The sequence below is a fragment of the Blastococcus sp. CCUG 61487 genome, assembly GCF_005222955.1.
GTDB lineage: Bacteria > Actinomycetota > Actinomycetes > Mycobacteriales > Geodermatophilaceae > Blastococcus.
Genome location: NZ_LWUA01000287.1, coordinates 1 through 13,490 on the forward strand (window position 1 = coordinate 1; position 13,490 = coordinate 13,490).

The following is a 13,490-nucleotide window of genomic DNA, read 5'->3' on the forward strand; positions in this document are numbered from 1 at the left end:
GCGCCGTGCGGCGGGCCAGCGCGGCCGGGCGGGCTCCACCCCGGTCACGGTGGTGACCAGCGCGTCCAGGACCAGGCAGAGCCCGGCGCCGCCGGCGTCGACCACCCCGGCATCCCGCAGCGCGGCCAGCTGCTCGGGGGTGCGGTCCAGCGCGGCGCGGGCGCCGTCGGCGACCGCCGTCGCGACCTCCGCGAGACTGGTGCGCCCTCGGGCCACCTCGGCCACCGCCGCCTCCGCGGCCGCGCGGGAGACGCTGAGGAAGGTGCCCTCCTCCGGGTCGGCCACGGCGCTGTAGGCGAGCGCCGCCGCCTTCTCCATGGCGGCGGCGAACGCCGGCCCGTCGGCCGGCGGCCGGCCGGCCAGTTCGTCGGCCAGGCCGCGCACCAGCTGGGCGAGGATCGTGCCGGAGTTGCCGCGCGCGCCGAGGACGGCGCCCCGCGCGAGCACCGACCACACCGGCTCCGCGGCCTCGCCGCCGTCCGCCTCCACGGCGGCGAGCGCCGCCTGTGCGGTGAGCAGGAGGTTCGTGCCGGTGTCCCCGTCGGGGACGGGGAAGACGTTCAGCTCGTCCAGGCTCGCCCGCGCCTCGGACAGCGCCTCGACGGCGGTGCGGCACCATCGGCCGACCGCGGCTTCGTCGAGCACCAGCAGCACGGCCGGAGGGTACCCGTGGAGACCGACAGCACAGCCCGACCGCGGGGTCCGGTGGGGGCGGTGGCGGCACGCTGCCCGGACAGCGGTTAGACTCTCGGACGGTCTTGATGCGGCTGCTGTCGTGCGCCGACGTCTGAGAACGATCTGTCTTGAATTATCTAGTCTGGGAGTGATCCACCGTGGCTGCCGTGTGCGATGTGTGTGGCAAGGGCCCCGGTTTCGGTATGTCGGTGTCGCACTCGCACCGCCGCACACCGCGCCGTTGGAACCCGAACATCCAGTCCGTTCGGGCGCTGATCGCCCCCGGCAACCGCCGGCGCATCAACGCCTGCACCTCGTGCATCCGCGCGGGCAAGGTCGTGCGCGCCTGAGCAGGCGCCACACGACGGCTGAGCATCCGAACCCCGGAGGTCCTCGACCTCCGGGGTTCGTCCGTCTCAGGGGGCGCCGATGCCCCGGCTGCGAGCGGCGGTGACCACGAGGTCCACCACCGCGTCGATCGGCAGCGCGGTGCTGTCGACCACCAGGTGGTAGTGCCGCGGCGAGGACGCGTCGGTCCGGTAGAAGTACCGGACGTAGGCCTCGCGCGCGCGGTCGTTGGCCTCCATCTCGCGGCGCAGCTCGTCGGCCGGCCGCCCGTACCGGCGCACCGCCGCGTCGAGCCGCCGCTCCCGGGACCCGCCCAGCCGCACGTGCAGTGCGTCCGGACGCTCCCCGAGCACGATCGCCGCCGCACGCCCCAGCACCACCCCGCCGGGCCCGGACTCCGCGGCGATCTCGGCCAGCACCCGTTCGGTCTGCTCGCGGTAGGCGCGCGGATCCGGCTGCGGCATGGCCGGAAGGACCCCGCCGACGGGGTCGGGCATGCTGCCCAGGCTGGCCACGAGCCGCCACACCCCCCGGACCACCGTCTCGTCGTTGGCCTCCGCCTGCTCCACCGGGACGCCGAGCCGCCCGGCCACCTCCACCGGGATCGCGCGGTCGTGGAAGGGCAGCCCCAGCCGGTCGGCCACCGCCCGCGCGACCTCCGGTCCCGCGGCCCCGTAGGAGGCCGACACCGTCACGAGGCCCATGGAATCCCCTTCCCGTCCACCGGTTCGAGCCGTCTGCCCAGGAACACCGCGTCCGGGGCGCAGGCGTAGATGCCGTAACCCGGGACCGGCTCGTACCCCAGCGCTTCGTAGAGCGCGAGCGCCTCGGGTTGCTCCCGCCCGGAGTTGAGCACGACCGAGCGGTGTCCCGCCGCTGCCGCGCTGGCCTCGAGCGCCGCCATGATCCGGCGGGCCAGGCCCCGGCGGCGGTGCTCGGGGTCGACGTAGACGCGCTTGACCTCGACGCCCCCGGTCGGGACCGCCCGCCAGGCGCCGCAGCCGGCCGGGACGCCGTCGACCTCGGCGACGAGGAACAGCCCGGCCGGCGGCCGGAAGTCCTCGGGGTCCACGGGCGCCTCGTCGGGTCCGCCGTACCGCACCACGTACTCCTGCTGCACGCGCTCGACCAGCTCCTGGGCCACCGGGTCCTCGTAGGGCACCGGGCGCAGGCGCAGCACGGATCCGTCCCGGAGGCGCTCAGCCGAAGTGCACATGGCCCGTCCCCTGCGCGCCGAGCGACCGGGCGACCGCGTCGGCCGGCTCCCCGTTCACCAGCACGCCGGCATCCTGCCCTGCCGCCCGCACCGATCCGATCTCGGCCCAGCCCACGGGCAGCGGCGTGTCGGCCGGGAACGTCGCCACGAGGGCGTGATCCTCGCCGCCGGTCAGCACCCAGACGAGCGGGTCGACGCCCAGGGCGGCGCCCACCTGCTGCAGCGGCCCCTCGGGCACCAGGCAGGCGGCGGCCAACTCCTCCCGGTCCAGGTCGAGGACGACGCCGCTGTCCCGGGCGAGGTGGCCGGCGTCGGCGAGCAACCCGTCGCTCACGTCGCACATCGCCGTGGCGCCCGCCTCCGCCGCGGCAGGGCCGGCCGCGTACGGCGGCGAGGGCCGACGGTGGGCCTCGACGACGGCGACCGGGCTGCTGAAGCCACGGCGCAGCACGGCCAGCCCGCACGCCGACCAGCCCAGCCGCCCGGCCAGCGCGACGACGTCGCCGGGGCGCGCGCCCGAGCGCAGCACCGGAGGGCGCCCACCCAGATCGCCCAGCGCCGTCACCGAGAGCACCACTGCGTCGCTGTCCGGCGCGGATGCGACGGTGTCGCCGCCGACGACGGCCGCGCCGAGGGGGAAGCACTCCTCCGCGAGCCCCGACGCGACGCCCTCCAGCCAGGCCGTGGACGTGTCCGGAGGGCAGGCCAGCCCGACCAGCAGGGCGGTCGCCCGACCGCCCATGGCCGCGACGTCGGCGAGGTTGGCCGCCGCGGCCTTGTGCCCGATGTCCTCCGGCGAGGACCAGTCGCGGCGGAAGTGGCGGCCCTCGACGAGCACGTCGGTGGTGGCGACCACCCGGCCGTCGGGCGTGGTGAGGACGGCGGCGTCGTCACCGGGCCCCACCTCCGCGAGCCGGGCGGCCCCCGCGCGGGCGACCACCCGCGCGATGACGCCGAACTCCCCGACCACCGCGACGCTGTCCGCCGGGTCCTCTCTCGGGACGAGCGGGCGGGGCCGACTCACGTGGTGCCTCCAGTGGGTGCGGTAGGTTGCCGGACGTGGTCCACGCCTACATCCTCATCCAGACCGAGGTCGGCAAGGCCGCCCAGGTCGCCAGCACGATCAGCGAGATCAGCGGCGTGACCCGCGCCGAGGACGTCACCGGCCCCTACGACGTCATCGTGCGGGCGGAGGCCGAGAACGTCGACGAGCTCGGCCGCCTGGTGGTGGCGCGGGTCCAGTCGGTCGACGGGATCACCCGCACGCTGACCTGCCCCGTCGTCAACATCTGATCCGCGACCGCGAGCTCTGATCCCCTGACCGAGCACCAGCCCGCGCCGGCGCGTCCCGACGATCCGCTGCGGCGCATCGCCCTCATCGCCCTGGCCGTCCTCGTCCCGGTCGTGGTGGCCCTCGTGGTCCTGTCGACCGTCCTCGGCGGCGACGAGGACGACGGTGGCGGCGACGCCCGCGGTCCGGCCGAGATCGAGGGCACCGCCCCGCCCCAGCGCGCCGACCTGCCCCCGCTGCCGATGGAGGTCCCCCCGGTCACGCCCGAGGCCGACACCCACTGCCCCGCGCTCATGGGCGGCCTGCCGCTCGAGCTGGCTCGCCAGCAGTCCCGGCCCGTGCAGGCCGACTCGCCCTTCGCCTACGCGTGGGGCGATCCGGCCGTGGTCCTGCGCTGCGGCGTGGACCGGCCCGCCGGCTGGGTGGTCGGCTCCTCGGCGATCCAGATCAACGGCGTGCAGTGGTACGTCGACACCAGCGATCCGGAGACGACGGTCTGGACCGCCGTCGACCGGCCGGTCTACGTCGAGGTCAGCCTGCCGCGCGGTGTCGACAGCGCCCCGGTGACGGAGCTGACCACTCCCCTCGCGCAGGCGCTGCCCTACCAGGAGCCCACCCCGGGCCCCTGAGGTCCCCGTCCCGGTCACTCCCCGGGCAGCCGGTCGAGCTGCTCGCTCACCACCCCGCGGACCTCCGCCGTCGCGTCCTCGAGGGATCCGGCGACCGCGCTGGCCCACACGCTGAACTCACCTCGGGCGCACCAGGCGAAGGCGGCGGACCGGTGAGCCCGTCCTCCGGATCGGGCTCGTCCACCAGCAGGCGGCGGCAGCCCGGAGGCAGGTCCGGTGGCCCCTCGCTGAGCATGCCGCCGTAGTGGTCGGCCTCGTTGCGCGCGAGGTCCTCGGCGTAGGCGGCGGCGCCGTCGGCGTCGGCGAACCTGTCGACGGAGACACCCGTCTGCGGCCCGCCGTCGGCTCCCCAGAACCGCTCCCAGCCGTGCAGGTAGCCGTAGTCGCGCAGCACGTCCCGCTCGCGGACGGGGTCGTCGGCGTACCCGGCGACGTCCTCGACGCGCTTCGGCCCGGCCGGCGGCTCGATCTCGTCATCGGGCAGGCGCGGCAGCCCGGACGGCACGTCGTCCACGACCAGCGGCTCGAGGTCCGCCACGGCGGTCTCCGCCCGGCCGGCGTCGGCCGCATCCGCCGGTGCGTCGTCCTCGGCGCCGCAGGCGGGCGCGGCGGCGAGCACGGACAGGACGGCCAGCAGGACGGCCGGGCGCCCGACACGGGCCCGCCGTCCGGAGGTCACGGCCGTCCGGTGCCGGCCAGCGCGCAGGACACGAGCCGGTCGACCAGTTCGGCGAAGTCCACCCCGGTCGCCGCCCACATCCGGGCGAACATCGAGATCGGGGTGAAGCCGGGCATGGTGTTGACCTCGTTGATCAGCAGCACGTCGGCGCCGTCGGCGTCGGTGCCGAGGAAGAAGTCGACCCGGGCCAGGCCGCGGCAGTCCAGTGCGAGGTAGGCCCGCCGGGCGGCGGTCTGCACGGCCTCGGTCTGCGCGGGGGTGAGGTCGGCCGGGATGTCGAACTCGGCGGCGTCGTCGAGGTACTTGGCCGCGAAGTCGTACCAGTCGACGCCGTCGCGCAGCCGGATCTCGGCCGGGAGGCTCGCCTCCGGCAGGCCGGTGCCGCGGGCGGCCAGCACGCCGCACTCGATCTCCCGGCCGGGCACCGCCGCCTCGACGATGACCTTCGGGTCGACGGCGGCGGCCGCGGCGACCGCCGCCGGGAACTGCGCCCAGTCGGTGACCTTGGTGATGCCGATGCTGGAGCCGGCGCGGGCCGGCTTGACGAAGACCGGCAGTCCCAGCCGAGCGCGGGCGGCGTCGTCGACCACCGCGGGGTCGGCGCAGACCGCGCCGTCGGCGTCGCGCAGGACGACGTGCTCGCCCTGCGGCAGCCCCGCCGCGGCCAGGAGCTTCTTGGTGAACTCCTTGTCCATCGACGCGGCGCTGGCGAACACGCCGGACCCGACGTAGGGCAGGCCGCTCATCTCCAGCAGCCCCTGCACCGTGCCGTCCTCCCCGTAGGGACCGTGCAGCACCGGGAAGACGACGTCGACGGCGGTGAGCACCTCGCCCATGCCGGCCCCGGGCTCGAGCACCGCCAGGCCGCGGCCCGCGGGGTCGCCGACCAGGGAGACCGCGGTCCCGCCGGTGACCTCCGGCAGCGCGCCGTCGCTGATCTCCAGCCGCTGGTCGGGGTCGGCGAGCACCCACCGCCCATCGCGGGCGATGCCGACCGGCACGACCTCGTAGCGCTCCGGATCCAGAGCCGCCATCACCGCGCCCGCGGAGACGCAGGAGATGGCGTGCTCCTCGCTGCGGCCCCCGAACACGACTGCGACGCGCACCTTGCCTGCCTGCCCGCTCATCGGGACGACCCTAGCCGCCGACGCCGACGGTCCGCGTCGTCCCGCCGGGGCGCGGCGGGTGTGGCAGCCTCGGTGCGTGCAGGCGCCGGCAGCTCCCCCCGCGAAGACGTTCCCGCGGCGGCAGCGTCTGGCCGGGGCGGCCGTCCACCTCTACACCGCCGCCGGCTCGGTACTGGGCCTGCTCATCGTGCTGGCCGCCGTCGAGGGCGAGGTGGAGACGGCGCTGTGGCTGGTCCTGGCCACGCTGGTCGTCGACGGCACCGACGGCATGCTCGCCCGCCGTCTCCGGGTCAAGGAGACGATCCCCTGGTTCGACGGCGCCCGGCTGGACGACATCGTCGACTACCTCACCTACGCCTTCGCCCCGATCGTGCTGCTCTGGACCACCGACCGGCTGCCCGACGGCCCGGCCGGCTGGGTGGTGGCCGCGCTGCCCCTGCTCGCCTCCTGCTACCAGTTCTGCCGGGTGGACGCGAAGACCGAGGACCACTACTTCCTCGGCTTCCCGAGCTACTGGAACGTCGTCGCGTTCTACGCGATCGTCCTGGACGTCGGCACCACCGGCGTGGCCGTGGCCCTCGTCGTGCTCACCGTGCTGGTGTTCGTCCCGGTCAAGTACGTCTACCCGTCGCGCACCGGGCTGCTGCGGAACCTGAACCTGGCGCTGGCCGCGGCGTGGCTGGTCAGCTACGCCGTGCTGCTGCTCCAGTACCCCGACCCGCACCCGGTGGTCGTCGTCCTGAGCCTGGGCTACCTCGTCTACTACGTCGCCGTGAGCGTGTGGCTGACCGTCACCGGTGGGCGCCGGGCCCGCTCAGCCGAGGCCGTCGAGGGCGGCTGACAGGTCCGCGACGAGGTCCGCGGTGTCCTCGATGCCGCAGGACAGCCGGATGAACCCGGGCGGGACGGCGTCGGCGCCCCACTGGGCCCGCCGGTCGATCGTGCTGTGCACCCCGCCGAAGCTGGTCGCCGCCGACCACAGCCGGGTCCGGGAGAGCAGCCGCGCCACGGTCGCCTCGTCGGCCAGCTCGCAGGACAGCACCCCGTTCGGCCGCAGCATCTGCCGGCCGGCCAGCGGGTAGGACGGGTCCTCGGGGCGCCACGGCCAGCGCAGGTTCGTCACTGCGGCCGAGCCGGCCAGGACCTCGGCGACCGCCGCGGCGTTGGCCGCCTGCCGGGCCAGCCGCAGGTCCAGGGTGCTCATCGACCGGTGCCCCAGCCACGCCTCGAACGGCCCGGGCGTGCTGCCGGTACGGTCGCGGAAGCCCTTGAGCCGCGCGAACAGCTCGTCGTCCGCGGTGCTGACGTGCCCGAGGAGCAGGTCGCTGTGGCCGGTCAGCGCCTTCGTGTCGCTGCCGACGGTGAGGTGCGCCCCGAGCTCCAGCGGTCGCTGGCCGAGCGGCGTGGCCGTGGTGTTGTCGACGGCGACCAGCGCCCCCTCCGCCCGGGCGGCGCGGGCCACCGCGGCGATGTCGCAGACGTCCAGCCGCGGGTTGCTCGGCGTCTCCAGCAGCACCATCGCGACGCCGGCCAGCCCGTCCTCGGCCGCCACCCGCTCGATCTCCGGTGTGGGCACCTCGGTGACCTCGATGCCGAAGCGGGCCAGCTCCTCGGCGCCCAGCATCCGGGTCGTGTAGTAGCCGTCCGAGGGCAGCACCACCCGGTCGCCGCTGCGCACGAAGGCGAGCACCGCCGCGGTCAGCGCCGCCATGCCGGTGGCGAAGGAGAGGCAGCGACCCCCGTCGAGCTCGCCGACAGCGGCCTCGAACTCGCGCAGCGTGGGCTGGTCGGTGCGCGCGTAGGCGTCCAGCCCGCCCTCGCGCGGTGGCTGGTCCCCCAGGTGGAAGGGCGCGGCGAACACCGGCGAGGGGCGCAGCGGCGCCCCGGGGACCGGGGCCTCCTCACCCGCCCGCACCGATCGCGTGCCGTCTCCGTACGGAGCGGTCATTCGGGCTTCGCCTCTCGCGACATCATCGCCTGCACCATCCGGGCCGCCGGCTCGCCGTCGTGGCACACCCGGACGACCGCCTCGGTGATCGGCACGTCCACGCCGTGCGCCCGCGCGAGGTCGAGCACCGACCGGCAGCTCTTCACGCCCTCGGCGGTCTGGTGCGTGCTCTCCTGGACCTGCTCGACGGTCATCCCCCGGCCGAGCTTCTCGCCGAAGGTGCGGTTCCGGGACAGCGGGGAGCTGCACGTGGCCACCAGGTCCCCCAGCCCGGCCAGGCCGGCGAAGGTGGTCAGCTCGGCACCGAGCGCCATGCCGAGCCGCGCGGTCTCCGCGAGCCCGCGGGTGATGAGCGAGGCCCGGGTGTTGTCCCCGAAGCCCAGCCCCTCGGCGACCCCGCAGGCCAGCGCGATGACGTTCTTCACCGCGCCGCCGAGCTCGCAGCCGACCAGGTCGGGGTTGGTGTACGGCCGGAAGTAGGGGGTCTTGCAGGCGCTCTGCACCTGGGTCGCGCGGTCGCCGTCGCTGCAGGCGATCACCGTGGCGGCCGGCTGCTCCTCGGCGATCTCGCGCGCGAGGTTGGGGCCGGACAGCGCAGCGACCCGGTCCCGGCCCGCCCCGGTCACCTCGCAGATGACCTCGCTCATCCGCTTCGTCGTCCCGAGCTCGATGCCCTTCATCAGGCTCAGCAGGGTCGCGTCCGCCGGCAGGTGCGGCGTCCACGCGACGAGGTTGTCGCGCAGCGACTGGGACGGGACGGCGAGGACCACGAGCTCGGCCCCCTCGAGGGCCTCCGCGGCGTCCGTCGTCGCCCGCACCGCGGCGGGCAGCCGGATGCCGGGCAGGTAGTCGCGGTTCTCGGCGTCCTCGGTGATCGCCCGGGCCAGCTCCGGCCGGCGGGCGTGCAGCGCCACCTCGCACCCGGCGTCGGCGAGCACCTTGGCGAACGTCGTGCCCCACGAACCGGCCCCCAGGACCGCCGCCCGCGTCACGCCGCGCCTCCCGCGACGTCGCCGGGGAGCTCGCGTGCGGGACGGGGGTAGAACGCCGCCGGCGCCGCCTCGCCGCGCAGCTCCGCGAGCTGGTCGCGGACCCGGCCCATCAGGAGTTCCGTGGTCTCGCGCAGGAGCGCCGCGTCCACCGGCCGCCCGGCGCGCACCTCGGCCCGCCGCGCGGAGAGGTCCAGCGGCTCGCCGATCGAGTACGTGGCGGGCGTGCGCAGCCCCAGGTGCAGCTTCTTCGTGTGGTAGTCGTGCAGGAACTGCGGGCCCCACTGGGCGACCGGGAGGACGACGGCGTCCGTGGTCAGCGCCAGTCGGGCCGCACCCGTCCGCGCCTCCATCGGCCACCAGTCCGGATCGCGGGTCACCGAGCCCTCGGGGTAGATCACGACGACGTTGCCCGCGGCCAGGTCGGCCTGCGCGGCGGAGAGCGCGCCTTGCGCGTCGGAGGTGTACCTCGCGACGGGGATCTGCCCGGCCGACCTCAGGATCGCCCCGGCCAGGCCCTTGAAGACCGACTCCTTGGCCAGGAAGTGCGGCATCCGGCCGTGGTCGAACACCAGCCGGGCGCAGGAGATCGGGTCGAGGATCGAGACGTGGTTGGCGACGACGAGCACCGGGCCCCTGGTCGGGAAGCGCTCGCTGTGGCGGTAGCGGATGCGGAACATCAGCTTCGACGCCGGGAACACCACCGCGATGCACAGCCAGAACGCCCAGCCGATGCGGCCGCGGGTGGCCCACTTGCCCGGGCGCCGGCTGCCCGGCTGCCGGTCCGGCGAGGACGCACCCGGCGCCGGCTCCCGCCAGGACGTCTGCTCCGCCACGGCGCCTCCCGTCTCGTGTGATCTGACCCATGATCGTGCCTTGCGCTCCCCCCGTACGGCCACAGGGTCCCCCGGAACGGCGGCCGCGTCGCGGCGGTGTGCTGCGATGGCCGCCATGTCCCCCTGGTCGGTCGTCGTCCCCGCGAAGCGGCTCGCCGTGGCCAAGACCCGCCTGCGGCCGCTGACCGAGCACGTCCCCGACCTGCACGACGCGCTGGTCCTGGCGCTGCTGGCCGACACCGTCGCCGCGGCGGTGGCCTGCCCGCTGGTCGCCGACGTCGTCGTGGTCACCGACGAGCCGGCCGCCGCCGACCTGGTGGGCGGGCTCGGTGCGCGCTCCGTCGCGGACCGGCCCGACCGCGGCCTCAACGCGGCGCTCGAGCACGGCGCCGGGGAGGCCACCACCGAGGCGGTCGCGGCCCTGTCGTCGGACCTGCCCGCGCTGCGTCCGGCGGAGCTGGCGGCGGCCCTCGGGGCGGCGGGCGCCGGCCGGTGCTTCGTCGCCGACGCCCAGGGCAGCGGCACCACGCTGCTCACGGCGGTCGGCGTGCCGCTGCGCCCGCGGTTCGGCCGGGACTCCGCCCAGGCGCACCGCCAGGACGGCGCGGTACCGCTCACCGGGGACTGGCCGGGGCTGGTGCGCGACGTCGACACCCCCGACGACCTGCGAGCCGCCGTCGCCCTGGGTGTGGGCGGCCGGACGCGGGCCCTGCTGGGCGCTTCACCGACTCTCGCCGTTCACCTGGGTGCGGCACGATGACGAGGTGGCCTCCCGCACCGACGACGCCCCGCTGCCGGCCGACCGCTTCCTGAACCGGGAGCTGTCCTGGCTGGACTTCAACGCCCGCGTGCTCGAGCAGGCGGAGGACGACGGCCTGCCGCTGCTGGAGCGGCTGAAGTTCCTGGCGATCTTCGCCAGCAACCTCGACGAGTTCTACATGGTCCGCATCGCGGGGCTGAAGCGCCGGCAGAGCACCGGACTGACGGTCCGCTCCCCCGACGGGCTGACCATCCGCGAGCAGCTGCACCTGGTCACCGCCCGCACGCAGGAGCTGGTCCAGCGGCACTCCGACGTGTTCAACAAGGACGTGCTCCCCCGCCTCGAGGCCGAGGGCGTGCAGATCGTCCACTGGGACGAGCTGGAGGAGGCGGCCGCCCTGCGGCTGCGCGAGTACTTCCGCGACCAGGTCTTCCCGGTGCTGACCCCGCTGGCCGTCGACCCGGCGCATCCGTTCCCCTACATCAGCGGCCTGTCGCTCAACCTCGCGGTGTCGGTGCGCGACCCGGAGACCAACGTCCCCCGGTTCGCCCGGCTGAAGGTGCCCAACAACGTGCCCCGGTTCGTGCCGGTCGGCACCGAGAACCGGGCGACGTTCCTCCCGCTCGAGGACCTCATCGCCGCCCACCTGTCCCAGCTCTTCCCGGGCCTGGACGTGCTGGACCACCACTTCTTCAGGGTCACCCGCAACGCCGACCTCGAGGTGGAGGAGGACCGCGACGAGGACCTGCTGCAGGCGCTCGAGCGGGAGCTGGCCCGCCGCCGGTTCGGCCCGGCGGTGCGCCTCGAGGTGGCCGAGCCGATGGATCCGCGGATCCTCGAGGTCCTCGTCTCCGAGCTGGAGGTGCAGCCGGAGGACGTCGTCCACGTCCCCGGGCTGCTCGACCTGGCCTCGCTCATGGAGCTCTACGACCTGGACCGGCCGGAGCTCAAGGACGAGCCGTTCGTCCCGACGACGCACCCGCGGCTCGCGGAGGGCGAGACGCCCACGAGCGTGTTCGCCACCCTGCGCGAGGGGGACGTGCTGGTCCACCACCCGTACCACTCGTTCGCCACGAGCGTGCAGCGGTTCATCGAGCAGGCCGCCGCCGATCCGAACGTGCTGGCGATCAAGCAGACGCTCTACCGCACCTCCGGGGACTCCCCGATCGTCAACGCGCTCATCGAGGCGGCCGAGGCGGGCAAGCAGGTCGTCGTCCTGGTGGAGATCAAGGCCCGCTTCGACGAGGAGGCCAACATCAGCTGGGCCCGCTCGCTGGAGCGGGCCGGCTGCCACGTGGTCTACGGGCTGGTCGGGCTGAAGACCCACTGCAAGACGGCGCTCGTGGTGCGGCGCGAGGGCGGGGTCATCCGGCGGTACTGCCACATCGGCACGGGCAACTACAACCCGAAGACGGCGCGTACCTACGAGGACCTGGGCATCCTCACCGCCGATCCGCGGGTCGGCGCCGACCTCACCGACCTGTTCAACGTCCTCACCGGCTACTCGCGGCAGACCAACTACCGGACGCTCATGGTCGCGCCGCACGGCATCCGCAACGGGCTGGTGGAGAAGATCCGCCGCGAGGTGCGGCACGCCGCGGAGGGCCGCCCGGCCGGGATCCGCATCAAGGTGAACTCCCTGGTGGACGAGGAGGTCATCGACGCCCTGTACGAGGCCTCGCGGGCCGGCGTCCGGGTGCAGCTCCTGGTCCGCGGCATCTGCGCGCTGCGTCCCGGCGTCCCGGGCCTGTCGGAGACCATCCAGGTGCGCTCGATCGTCGGCCGCTTCCTGGAGCACAGCAGGGTGATGTCGTTCGAGAACGCCGGCGAGGCCGAGTGGTGGATCGGCAGCGCCGACCTCATGCACCGCAACCTCGACCGCCGGGTCGAGGTGCTGCTGCGCGTCTGCGACGAGGACGCCCGCAGGCAGCTCGAGGAGACGCTGGCGCCGGCCATGGAGCCCGGTGTCCGGTGCTGGGAGCTGCGCAGCGACGGCACCTGGGAGCGGCTGGAGGGTCGCGACTACCAGGTCGGACTGATGAACCGCATCCATGCCCTCGCCGGCTGAGGGCCCGGTGATCGCGGCCGCCGGAGGTGTCGTCTGGCGGCCCGCCGACGGGGAGATCGAGATCGCCGTCGTCCACCGGCCGCGGTACGACGACTGGTCGCTGCCCAAGGGCAAGCTCCACCCCGGGGAGCACCCCCTCGAGGCGGCAGCGCGCGAGGTGTTCGAGGAGACCGGCCTCGGCGTGGTGGTCGGCCGCCGCGGACTCACCACGCGCTACGCCGTCGACGGGGTGCCCAAGCGGGTCGACTACTGGCTGATGCGCAGCACCGGGGGCGGCTTCGCACCCGACGACGAGGCCGACGAGCTGCGCTGGCTCTCCCCCGCGGACGCCGCCGAGCTGGTCACCCACCAGCACGACCGGGAGGTGATCGCCGACGCCGCGCGGGTCGACCTCCCCCGCGAGGTGCGCCTGCTGCTGGTCCGGCACGGCAAGGCCGGGAGCAGCGACCGGTGGGAGGGTCCCGACGACAGGCGCCCGTTGACGCCGGCCGGCGAGAGACAGGCCCACGAGCTGGTCCGGCTGCTTGCGTTCGCTCCGAGAGCCGTGCTCAGCGCGTCACCGCTGCGCTGCCTGCAGACCGTGACGCCGCTGGCCCAGCACCTCGGGGTCCGGATCGAGGAACAGGCCGTGTGGGGCGAGCCGGAGTTCGGCGGGGATCCGCAGCGGGCGCTGGAGTCCGCGCTGCGGATCCTCGAGGGCCCCGACGTCACGGTGGTGTGCAGCCAGGGCGGGACCATCCCCGCCGTCCTCCAGGCCCTCGGAGTGCACGGCCACGGCGTCCCCGGCCTGCTCCCGCCGGCCGCCAAGGGCAGCGTGTGGGCCCTCGGCGGCCGTCCGGGAGCACTCGTGGCCGACTACTACCCCTCCCTCTAGGGCCAAAAGCACGCTTTTGGCCCCCTAGATGTTCTGCCCTGACAGGTTGG

General features: G+C 74.8%; 16 protein-coding genes. 7 read left to right on the forward strand and 9 right to left on the reverse strand.

Annotated features, from left to right (window positions below; genetic code table 11):
• A partial coding sequence (locus tag A6V29_RS19155) for a DAK2 domain-containing protein (protein WP_137161787.1) occupies nucleotides 1-654 on the reverse strand: 654 nt, incomplete at its 3' end.
• Between the two features lie 188 nt (nucleotides 655-842).
• On the opposite strand from A6V29_RS19155, the gene rpmB reads away from it, so the two are divergent.
• On the forward strand, nucleotides 843-1,025 hold the full coding sequence (gene rpmB / locus A6V29_RS19160; protein ID WP_425427062.1) for a 50S ribosomal protein L28: 183 nt from the start codon (nucleotides 843-845) through the stop codon (nucleotides 1,023-1,025).
• A gap of 66 nt (nucleotides 1,026-1,091) precedes the next feature.
• On the opposite strand, the gene A6V29_RS19165 is transcribed toward rpmB, so the two are convergent.
• The 3 genes from A6V29_RS19165 to A6V29_RS19175 are packed head-to-tail and all read right to left on the reverse strand — an operon-like array spanning nucleotide 1,092 to nucleotide 3,263.
• Complete coding sequence (locus tag A6V29_RS19165; RefSeq protein WP_137161788.1) at nucleotides 1,092-1,727, reverse strand: cytidylate kinase-like family protein; 636 nt, start codon at nucleotides 1,725-1,727, stop codon at nucleotides 1,092-1,094.
• A complete protein-coding gene (locus tag A6V29_RS19170) occupies nucleotides 1,715-2,203 on the reverse strand; it encodes a GNAT family N-acetyltransferase (protein ID WP_249933354.1) in 489 nt (162 codons plus the stop codon). Before A6V29_RS19170 ends, A6V29_RS19165 begins: the two co-directional genes overlap by 13 nt.
• 19 nt (nucleotides 2,204-2,222) lie before the next feature.
• Entirely contained in the window at nucleotides 2,223-3,263 is a 1,041-nt protein-coding gene (locus tag A6V29_RS19175; protein ID WP_137161790.1) for a thiamine-phosphate kinase, read from the reverse strand.
• Nucleotides 3,264-3,298: 35 nt separating this feature from the next.
• Between A6V29_RS19175 and A6V29_RS19180 the strand changes: the two genes are divergently transcribed.
• Entirely contained in the window at nucleotides 3,299-3,532 is a 234-nt protein-coding gene (locus tag A6V29_RS19180; RefSeq protein ID WP_137161791.1) for an Lrp/AsnC ligand binding domain-containing protein, read from the forward strand.
• 123 nt (nucleotides 3,533-3,655) lie between these two features.
• A complete protein-coding gene (locus A6V29_RS19185; protein ID WP_249933355.1) occupies nucleotides 3,656-4,159 on the forward strand; it encodes a DUF3515 domain-containing protein in 504 nt (167 codons plus the stop codon).
• A 46-nt stretch (nucleotides 4,160-4,205) separates the two neighbouring features.
• Here the strand turns inward: A6V29_RS19185 and A6V29_RS19190 are convergent, their stop codons facing one another.
• Together A6V29_RS19190 and A6V29_RS19195 are read right to left on the reverse strand one after the other, a co-directional pair.
• Nucleotides 4,206-4,838: a hypothetical protein gene (locus A6V29_RS19190; protein ID WP_137161793.1), complete on the reverse strand. Its 633-nt coding sequence runs from the start codon at nucleotides 4,836-4,838 to the stop codon at nucleotides 4,206-4,208.
• Nucleotides 4,835-5,965, reverse strand: a complete 1,131-nt coding sequence (locus A6V29_RS19195) for a D-alanine--D-alanine ligase family protein (RefSeq protein ID WP_137161794.1) — start codon at nucleotides 5,963-5,965, stop codon at nucleotides 4,835-4,837. Before A6V29_RS19195 ends, A6V29_RS19190 begins: the two co-directional genes overlap by 4 nt.
• A 76-nt stretch (nucleotides 5,966-6,041) precedes the next feature.
• On the opposite strand from A6V29_RS19195, the gene A6V29_RS19200 reads away from it, so the two are divergent.
• On the forward strand, nucleotides 6,042-6,806 hold the full coding sequence (locus tag A6V29_RS19200) for a CDP-alcohol phosphatidyltransferase family protein (protein ID WP_137161795.1): 765 nt from the start codon (nucleotides 6,042-6,044) through the stop codon (nucleotides 6,804-6,806).
• Here the strand turns inward: A6V29_RS19200 and A6V29_RS19205 are convergent.
• Genes A6V29_RS19205 through A6V29_RS19215 form a run of 3 tightly spaced genes read right to left on the reverse strand, consistent with a single transcriptional unit; the run spans nucleotide 6,780 to nucleotide 9,738 of the window.
• Nucleotides 6,780-7,913: a cystathionine gamma-lyase gene (locus A6V29_RS19205; protein WP_137161796.1), complete on the reverse strand. Its 1,134-nt coding sequence runs from the start codon at nucleotides 7,911-7,913 to the stop codon at nucleotides 6,780-6,782. The two genes, A6V29_RS19200 and A6V29_RS19205, sit on opposite strands and share 27 nt — an antisense overlap.
• Nucleotides 7,910-8,905, reverse strand: a complete 996-nt coding sequence (locus A6V29_RS19210; protein WP_137161797.1) for an NAD(P)H-dependent glycerol-3-phosphate dehydrogenase — start codon at nucleotides 8,903-8,905, stop codon at nucleotides 7,910-7,912. Before A6V29_RS19210 ends, A6V29_RS19205 begins: the two co-directional genes overlap by 4 nt.
• Nucleotides 8,902-9,738, reverse strand: a complete 837-nt coding sequence (locus A6V29_RS19215) for a lysophospholipid acyltransferase family protein (RefSeq protein WP_249933356.1) — start codon at nucleotides 9,736-9,738, stop codon at nucleotides 8,902-8,904. The genes A6V29_RS19210 and A6V29_RS19215 overlap by 4 nt, the downstream gene beginning before the upstream one ends.
• 115 nt (nucleotides 9,739-9,853) lie before the next feature.
• Between A6V29_RS19215 and cofC the strand changes: the two genes are divergently transcribed.
• Genes cofC through A6V29_RS19230 form a run of 3 tightly spaced genes read left to right on the forward strand, consistent with a single transcriptional unit; the run spans nucleotide 9,854 to nucleotide 13,440 of the window.
• Nucleotides 9,854-10,498, forward strand: coding sequence for a 2-phospho-L-lactate guanylyltransferase (cofC, locus tag A6V29_RS19220; RefSeq protein WP_137161799.1), 645 nt, complete (start codon nucleotides 9,854-9,856; stop codon nucleotides 10,496-10,498).
• A gap of 4 nt (nucleotides 10,499-10,502) precedes the next feature.
• Entirely contained in the window at nucleotides 10,503-12,566 is a 2,064-nt protein-coding gene (locus A6V29_RS19225) for an RNA degradosome polyphosphate kinase (protein ID WP_249933357.1), read from the forward strand.
• A complete protein-coding gene (locus A6V29_RS19230) occupies nucleotides 12,550-13,440 on the forward strand; it encodes an NUDIX hydrolase (protein ID WP_170977968.1) in 891 nt (296 codons plus the stop codon). The genes A6V29_RS19225 and A6V29_RS19230 overlap by 17 nt, the downstream gene beginning before the upstream one ends.
• Nucleotides 13,441-13,490: the final 50 nt, after the last annotated feature.